An 8,045-nucleotide genomic window follows, 5' to 3' on the forward strand; every position below is an offset into this window, starting at 1 on the left:
CTCCGTCCCGGTCACATAATAAATGTTGTCGGATCGCGCCCCCGCGGATGCCGACATGTGCAACCCGGATCAGGCTACTCGGTACGGCATCAGGATCGCCGGTATGCCGTCCAGCCGTTGAGCGTCAATCGGTCGACGAGCTCGTCCGCGGCCGTCGGGTCCACCGCGAGCTCGACGATGCCGGCGGGTGCGTCGAGGCTGTGCTCGAAGGGCCCGACATCCTCGATGTTGATCTGCCACTGGCTGATGAAGCCGACGAGCGCGGCGAGCTGGCCAGGTCGGTCATCGAGCACGACCCCCACCCAGCCCCAGGACTGCGCCGGGGCGCCGGGCTTGCGCGGAAGCAGCGCACGGCCGGCCTGGCCGCACCGCATGAGCCGGGAGACCGCGGCGGTGACCTCGTCACCGGAACCGGTGTCGAGGACGCCGGCGAGCGCGGTGAGCTGGGCGCCGAGGGAACGTACCCGCTCGGCGATCGGGCCGCGGTTACCCTCGATGATCCCCGACCACAGCTCGGCGTCGCTGTCGGCGAGCCGGGTGGTGTCGCGGAACCCCTGCCCGACGAAGGGCACGTCCCGTTCCGGCAGCCCGACGAGCACCCCCGCGAGCGCGCTCGCGACGATCTGGGGCACGTGGGAGACCGACGCCATCGCCGCGTCGTGACGCTGCGGGGTGGTCCGCACCGGCGTGGCCCCGCAGGCGAACGCCAGCGCCACCGTGGCGTGCACCGCGGCCGACCCGGTGTGCGGGACGGGACAGACCGCCCAGACCCGCTCGGCGAACAGGTCCGCCCGGGCGGAGACGGCCCCGTGCCGTTCCCGGCCGGCGATGGGGTGGGCTGGGCACCACGTCGTGAGGTCGCAGCCGAGCTGGACTCCCTCGACCAACGGTCGGACCTTGACGCTGCCGGCGTCGCTGATCGTGTCCGCGAGGCCGGAGCGGGCCAGGGCGCGTACCTGGGCCGCGACACTCGGCAGCGGGGTGGCGACGACCGCATGATCGACCCGCTCCCCCGCCCACGGCCGCCCGGCCCCCATCTTCTCGGCAAGCGCAACCTGTGCCTCGTCCACGTCGCGGAGCAGGACCTCGATGCCCCTTGCCGACAGCGCGAGACCGATACTGGTCCCGATCAGGCCCGTGCCGACGACCCCGACCCGGCGCAGGCGCGGAAGGCATGCGACATCCCATCCCGACCCGACCATGGCCTTGAGCCTAAAGCCTCGAGACCGACGCCGTGATACAGGGTGCCGATCTCGTGACGGGTGAGGTGACGGGCCCGCCCAGCGCGCAGGGTTCCCAGCGACACCGCCCCGAACCGGGTGCGCACCAGCCGATGCACCGGGTGGCCGACGGCGTCCATCATCCGGCGGACGACGTGCTTGCGCCCTTCGTGCACAACGACCTCGACCATCACCCGTCCGTTCGCGTTGTCGACGACGCGCGCCGAGTCCGCGCGCACCGGGCCGTCGTCGAGTTCGACCTCCGCGCGCAGCTGGCGCAGGACGTCGCGGCGCAGCGGACCGGACACCTCGACGAGGTAGGTCTTGGGGACGGCGAACGAGGGATGGGTGAGCCGGTGCGCGAGCTCCCCGTCGTTGGTGACGAGCAGCAGCCCCTCGCTGTCGGCGTCGAGCCGGCCGACGTGGAACAGCCCGCCGCCGAACTCCATGAGCAGATCCGCGATCGTCGGCCGGCCCCGGTCGTCCGACATCGCCGAGAGCACCCCGCGCGGCTTGTTCAACGCCAAGTGGACCAGGCCCGCCCTGGTGACGATCCGCTCACCGTCGACCTCGATGAGGGCGGTTTCGGGATCGACCCGGCGGCCCTGCTCGCGCACCACGGTGCCATCCACCCGGACCCGACCGGCAGCGATCAACTCCTCGCTGTGCCGGCGGGAGCCCACCCCGGCGGCGGCCAGCACCTTCTGCAGCCGGATGCCCTGGTCCTGGGGCTCGTCCGGGCGGTCACCGGTACTCATGACGGGAACCTGGTGCTCATGACGTAACAATGTCATCAATCTCATCGAGACCGGGCAGCAGGGGGGCGAGCGGCGGCAGTTCGTCGAGCCCGCGCAGCCCCATCCGTTCGAGAAAGTAGTCGGTGGTGCCGTAGAGGATCGCGCCGGTCTCCGGATCGTGCCCTACCTCCTCGACCAGGCCGCGGGCGGTGAGGGTGCGGATGACTCCGTCGGCGGAGACACCCCGCACCGCCGAGATCCGCCCCCGGCTCACCGGCTGCTGGTAGGCGACGACGGCCATGGTCTCCAGCGCAGCCTGCGACAGCCGGGCCGACTGGCCGGCGAGCACGAATCGCTCGACCCAGGGGGCGCACTCGTCCGCAGTGTAGAAGCGCCAGCCGCCACCGGTGTGCCGCAGCCGGAAGCCGCAGCCGTCGCGGGCATACTGCTCGGCGAGCTGCGCGAGCAGCCGCTCGACCTCCAGCGCCGGGGCGCCGAGGCCGGTCGCGAGCTCCGCGACGCCGACCGGCTTCTCCGCGACCATGAGGACCGCCTCAAGCAACGCACCCAGCGGCGGCCGGGCCTCCCCGGCAGTCCCGGCAGTCCCGGCAGTCCCAGTCACGACGCCACCTCCCGCGACTCCTCCTCCGCGTCCCCACCGTACCGATCAGATCCGAACAGCCCGTGGCCGATCGGCGGGGCGTCGGCCTCGACCGCCGGATCCAGGGCGATCCAGCGCACCGTCAGCTCACCGAGCGGGACCTGCTGGTCGAAGGAGATCCGGCCCTCGCGGAAGAGCTCCAGCAGCGCCAGGAACCGGGCCACCACCTCGATGGTCTGCCGGCAGCCGACGCACAGCATCCCGAAGGTCGCGGTGCCCACCTCGCGCAGCATCGCGATGACGGCGAGCATATGCTCCCGCACGCTGATCCGGGGCAGGTGCACGTGATCGGTCGCGACCAGCGGCGGCAGCGGCGGCTCACGCAGCCGGGCCGCGAGCGCCGCGAGCTCCGTCGGGCCGATGCCAATCTGGACCTCCGGCAGCGCGGCGGCGTAACGGGGCTCCAGGGGTACCGCCCGGGGGGTATGGCGCGCCTCCAGGGCCATGAGGCCGGCGAAGAGCGCCGCAGCCTCCTTGTACGCCTTGTACTGCAGTAGCCGGGCGAAAAGCAGGTCGCGGGCCTCCAGCAGGGCCAGGTCCGCCGACTCGTCCTCGGACAGGGCACCCGGCAGCAGCCGGGCCGCCTTCAGGTCGAGCAGGGTCGCCGCGATCACCAGGAACTCGGTGGCCTGGCCGAGGTCGAACTGGTCCCCCAGCCGCCGGATGTGCGCGACAAACTCGTCGGTGACCTGGGAGAGCGCGACCTCGGTCACGTCGAGGCGATGCTTGGCGATGAGCGAGAGCAGCAGGTCGAAGGGGCCGGTGAAGTTGTCGAGTTCGACGACGAAGGTCTCCGTGCGCCCACCACGACCCGTCGGCACGCCGGTACGCGGGGCGGCCATCCCGTCGGCCTGGTCGGCCTGGTCGGCCGGAGCAGCTCGAGACCGGGTCATGGCGCCACGCTACGCCCCGGCGGCGTCGGCGTGATCATCATCACCCCAGGTTGAGGCCTATCAGCGAGGCGAGTCCCCGCAGCAACGGGCCGATGAGCTGGCCGATGACCGAGGGGAATCCGACGAACAGCACCGGCAGCAGCAACAACGCCAGCAGGATGCCCAACCCGATGTTGCGCTCGGCTAACTGGTACCGGGCTTTGCGCCAGCCGGCCGTGGTCGGGCCGAGCAGGAACAGCAGCCGCCCGGCGTCTGTCGGGGGGACCGGGATCAGGCTGACGATGAACATCGACCCGAACGTGACGGCCATCCACAACGCGAGCTCGGCACCGAAGCTGTTCGGCACCGTCACCTCGGTGACGCGGTCACCGAGCCGCACCAGCCCCGGCTCGCCGAGCGGCTGGAACACCGCCAGGGTTGCCAGGGCGAGCAGGAGATACGCCAGCGGTCCGGCCAGGACGGCGGCGGCCACGTGGAACCGGCGCCGCCGCCACACGTCGTTCATGGGCACCGACTCGGCCCAGCCGTAGCCGACGACGAAGACAGCGACTCCGCTGAACGGGCTGAGCCGGCCCTTCAGGCCCGTCGTCAGCCGCCCCGAGCGCATCGGGGTCGGGTCACGGACTAGCCGGGCCACGAGCACCTGGGCGGCGTCGTGGGCGAAGATCCCGATGAGGAAGGCGAGGAGGATCCCGAGAAGCGCCGCGGGTTCGGCAAGGTGGAACAGCACGTCGCTACCTTTTCGCCCCGATCGCCCCGTTGTCTCGGTTCAGCCGACGGCCGGCGGCGTGTCGTGCCGGACCATCAGTTCCCGGGCGAGTCGCCGGTAGCCAGCAGCCCCCACCGACGTCGGGGCGTAGGTGGTGATCGGCTCGCCGGCCACCGTGGTCTCCGGGAACCGAACCGTCCTGTTGATCACAGTGTGGAACACCTCGTCCGGGAACCGTTCGACGACCCGGGCCAGCACCTCCCGGGCATGCAGGGTGCGGGCGTCGTACATGGTCGCCAGAATACCGGCGAGCTCCAGGCGTGAGTTGAGCCGCTCGCGCACCTTGTCAATAGTCTGCAACAGCAGCGCCACTCCCCGCAGCGCGAAGTACTCGCATTCCAGCGGGACGATGACGGCGTCCGCCGCCGTCAGCGCGTTCACGGTCAGCAGGCCGAGCGAGGGCTGGCAGTCGACGAGGATGACGTCGTACTCGTCGAGGATCGGCGCCAGCGCGCGGGCGAGGCTGTGCTCGCGGCCGACCTCGGTGACCAGCAGCACCTCCGCGGCGGACAGGTCGATGTTGCTCGGCAGCAGGTCGAGCCCGTCGACCTGGGTCTCGACGATCACCTCGCGGACGTCGGCGTCCCCGCCCAGCAGGAGGTCGTGCACCGTCAGGTCGAACTGCATCGGGTTGACGCCGAGCCCGACCGACAGCGCACCCTGAGGATCGAAGTCGACGAGGAGTACCCGCCGGCCGTACTCCGCGAGCGCGGCACCCAGGTTGATCGTGCTGGTGGTCTTGCCGACCCCGCCCTTCTGGTTGCACATCGCGACGATCCAGGCGGGACCGTGCGACGCCAGCGGGGGCGGGACGGGAAACGACGGCAGCGGCCGCCCGGTGGGCCCGGGCTCGCCCACCCCGGCATCGACACTCTCACCGCCGGCCTCGAGCCGCCCGTCCTCGGACAGGCGGGGATCACCGACCGTCACCTCCCCGTAGAAGCGGCGGGTCGGTGAGGCGACGGACGACGTGTCGGTGAAACGGACCACTGAGGGGTTGCTCCTTCTACAAAGAGCAGAAACGGACCGGTACGAGCGTACCGACACCGACCCGTTCTCGGTGGCGCCGGGTGGCCGTAAAGCGGCGTGTCGCGCCATGAGCGGCGTGACCACGTTGGACGGACCCCACCTGTGTTGGACGGAGCCCACCAACGGAGGTAGGAAAGTCAGACATCGGGGTGACCGCTCCGGTTCGACGAGGGATTCATCTCTCCGACCAGTGCTCGAGGAGACTCGAGGAGAAGGGATCCGGGATGAGCGCGCAGACGGTGGAAGCGGTGGTGGCCCGGGAGAAGGGCGCCGCGGTCTCGCTGGAGCAGATCGTTGTTCCAGATCCGGGTCCGGGCGAGGCACGGGTACGGGTGCGCGCCTGCGGCGTATGCCATACCGACCTGCACTACCGCGAGGGCGCGATCAACGACGACTATCCGTTCCTGTTGGGGCACGAGGCGGCCGGCACCGTCGAATCGGTGGGCGAGGGCGTGGTGGGTCTGGCCCCCGGTGACTACGTGGTGCTGGCCTGGCGGGCCCCCTGCGGAACCTGCCGGGCCTGTCGGCGCGGCATGGCCTGGTATTGCTTCGACTCCCGCAACGCGCGAAATTCGATGACCCTGGCGGACGGGACGCCGCTGGCGCCGGCGCTGGGCATCGGTGCGTTCACGCCGCTGACCCTGGTCGCCGCGGGCCAGTGCGTGCTGGTGGACCCCGCAGCCCGGCCAGAGGCGGCCGGGCTGATCGGCTGCGGGGTGATGGCCGGTTTCGGTGCCGCCGTGAACACCGGCAGGGTCACCCGGGGTGAGACGGTGGCAGTGATCGGCTGCGGCGGGGTCGGCGACGCGGCGATCGCCGGCGCCTCGATCGCGGGAGCACGGAAGATCATCGCGGTCGATGTCGACGACCGGAAGCTCACCTGGGCCCGACACTTCGGTGCCACCGATGTCGTGAATGCCACGGCAGGCGATCCGGTGGCGGCCATCCGGGCGCTCACCGACGGCTTCGGCGCCGATGTGGTCATTGAGGCGGTGGGCCGCCCAGAGACCTACCGCCAGGCCTTCGACGCCCGCGACCTGGCGGGACGGCTGGTCCTGGTGGGTGTACCCGACCCGGCGATGACCGTGGAGCTGCCGCTCGCCGAGGTCCTCGGCCGCGGCGGTCACCTGTCGTCGTCCTGGTACGGCGACAGCCTGCCGAGCCGCGACTTCCCGATCCTCATCGACCTCTATCGCCGGGGCCGGCTAGACCTCGATGCCTTCGTCACCGAGACCATCGGGATCGGCGACGTCGAGGAGGCGTTCACCCGGATGCAGCGCGGCGACGTGTTGCGCAGCGTCGTCATCCTCTGAGTCGTCGTTCACCGGGCCGCCGTCTACTGAACCATCGTTCACTGAACCTTTGTTTACTGGCGAGGTTCGTCGCCGGCGGGCCCACCCGGAGCCGGGAACCGCCGGATACGGTCGACCCCACCGGGTGCACCGCCGTCCGACGGCACCCGCGACACGCGCAGCGGGCAGCGGGCAGACCGATCGGGTCGAGGAGGGGACGCAATGATCGTCAATACCGGGCTTCGGGTGGATCGGGTGATCACGCGCGGCGACTTCACGCTCGACGGTCAGTCGTTCGCGGTCGACAACAACGTCTGGCTCGTGGGAAACGACGACGAGGTACTGGTCATCGACGCCGCGCACGACCCGTCGGTAATCGCGGCGGCCATCGGCACCCGCGTGGTCACATCGATCATCGCTACGCACGGTCATAACGACCACATCAATGCGGCGGCGGAGCTCGCGGACCTGGTCCGGGCGCCCATCGCGCTGCACCCCGCCGACGTGGTGCTGTGGAAGGCGATCTATCCGCACCGGGCGCCCGACCGTGCGCTCGCGGACGGACAGCTCATCGGTCTGCCCGAAGGTGGCGCGCTGCGCGTCCTGCACACCCCGGGCCACTCTCCCGGCGGGATCTGCCTGTTCGGGAAGATCAACGGCGACCCGGTCCTGTTCAGCGGCGACACACTCTTCCGCGGGGGTCCCGGGGCGACCGGGCGGTCCTACTCCGACTTCCCGACCATCCTGGCCTCGATCCGTACCAGGCTGCTCACCCTGCCCGCGCACACCGTCGTGCACACCGGTCACGGCGACGACACGACCATCGGTGAGGAGGGTGTCGACTACGACGACTGGGTGAGCCGCGGCCGCTGACCGGCCGCTTCCCCGCATCACCGCCCGGTGTGCACACCGGGCTAGGGTCGGCCCGCGGTGCGCCGGGTGCCGGTGCTCTGCCCACGACGCGCCGCCCACATCGGGGAGACGATCGCGACCAGCGCGACCGCGACACCAACCTGCAGGATGTGCCGGATCCAGTCGAAGCCGCCGGTGTGGCGCACGCCGAGCGCGCTCGCGATCACGTTACCCACCAGCGCGCCGATGATGCCGAACCCGACCGTCAGCCAGAGTGGGATGTTCTGCCGACCCCGGACGATCAGACGGGCCAGAAGACCGATCACCAGACCGGCCAGAACGATCCAGAGAATTTGGAACACCGGGCACCCCCAGAGCGTGAGTCTGCCTCCTCTTCGTCTCCATGAACCCGGCCGTACAAACACCGCGGGCACCCGACCTGCACCGGATGCACAAACCTTCCTTATTTAGTTTTTTCCTGAAAAATGGGCCCAACCCGGCGGAACACCACCGTAAACATTTGGCCCAGGAGTACGTCCCGATCGGGCCGGGACGTCCACCTGCTTTAGCGATCTTGCTGTGGGTGACGGTT

The 8,045-nt window shown here is 70.5% G+C and carries 9 protein-coding genes; 2 read left to right on the top strand and 7 right to left on the bottom strand.

The genetic code is table 11. The annotated features are described in order from the left end of the window. Window positions 1–89: 89 nt before the first annotated feature. The 6 genes from AC08OQ_RS04105 to AC08OQ_RS04130 are packed head-to-tail and all read right to left on the bottom strand — an operon-like array spanning window position 90 to window position 5,270. Window positions 90–1,202, bottom strand: coding sequence for a prephenate dehydrogenase (locus AC08OQ_RS04105; RefSeq protein ID WP_462186277.1), 1,113 nt, complete (start codon window positions 1,200–1,202; stop codon window positions 90–92). Beyond that, window positions 1,130–1,978 (bottom strand): pseudouridine synthase, encoded by an 849-nt coding sequence (locus AC08OQ_RS04110; protein WP_476601890.1) that lies wholly within the window; start codon window positions 1,976–1,978, stop codon window positions 1,130–1,132. The genes AC08OQ_RS04105 and AC08OQ_RS04110 overlap by 73 nt, the downstream gene beginning before the upstream one ends. 16 nt (window positions 1,979–1,994) lie before the next feature. Then, window positions 1,995–2,579, bottom strand: a complete 585-nt coding sequence (gene scpB / locus AC08OQ_RS04115) for an SMC-Scp complex subunit ScpB (protein WP_476601889.1) — start codon at window positions 2,577–2,579, stop codon at window positions 1,995–1,997. Further along, window positions 2,576–3,511, bottom strand: coding sequence for a segregation and condensation protein A (locus AC08OQ_RS04120; protein WP_462186280.1), 936 nt, complete (start codon window positions 3,509–3,511; stop codon window positions 2,576–2,578). Before AC08OQ_RS04120 ends, scpB begins: the two co-directional genes overlap by 4 nt. A gap of 40 nt (window positions 3,512–3,551) precedes the next feature. Further along, on the bottom strand, window positions 3,552–4,241 hold the full coding sequence (locus AC08OQ_RS04125) for a zinc metalloprotease (protein WP_462186281.1): 690 nt from the start codon (window positions 4,239–4,241) through the stop codon (window positions 3,552–3,554). Window positions 4,242–4,280: 39 nt separating this feature from the next. Beyond that, the gene (locus tag AC08OQ_RS04130; RefSeq protein ID WP_476592406.1) at window positions 4,281–5,270 is read right to left on the bottom strand and encodes a ParA family protein; all 990 of its coding nucleotides are present in this window, start codon (window positions 5,268–5,270) and stop codon (window positions 4,281–4,283) included. A gap of 263 nt (window positions 5,271–5,533) precedes the next feature. On the opposite strand from AC08OQ_RS04130, the gene AC08OQ_RS04135 reads away from it, so the two are divergent. Together AC08OQ_RS04135 and AC08OQ_RS04140 are read left to right on the top strand one after the other, a co-directional pair. Continuing rightward, the gene (locus AC08OQ_RS04135; protein ID WP_462186283.1) at window positions 5,534–6,622 is read left to right on the top strand and encodes an S-(hydroxymethyl)mycothiol dehydrogenase; all 1,089 of its coding nucleotides are present in this window, start codon (window positions 5,534–5,536) and stop codon (window positions 6,620–6,622) included. Window positions 6,623–6,823: 201 nt separating this feature from the next. Continuing rightward, window positions 6,824–7,474 (top strand): MBL fold metallo-hydrolase, encoded by a 651-nt coding sequence (locus tag AC08OQ_RS04140; protein WP_476604418.1) that lies wholly within the window; start codon window positions 6,824–6,826, stop codon window positions 7,472–7,474. A 41-nt stretch (window positions 7,475–7,515) separates the two neighbouring features. Here the strand turns inward: AC08OQ_RS04140 and AC08OQ_RS04145 are convergent, their stop codons facing one another. Continuing rightward, window positions 7,516–7,815 (bottom strand): GlsB/YeaQ/YmgE family stress response membrane protein, encoded by a 300-nt coding sequence (locus AC08OQ_RS04145; protein ID WP_462186285.1) that lies wholly within the window; start codon window positions 7,813–7,815, stop codon window positions 7,516–7,518. Between the last annotated feature and the right edge of the window lie 230 nt (window positions 7,816–8,045).

Source organism: Frankia sp. CcCS3, from assembly GCF_977927575.1.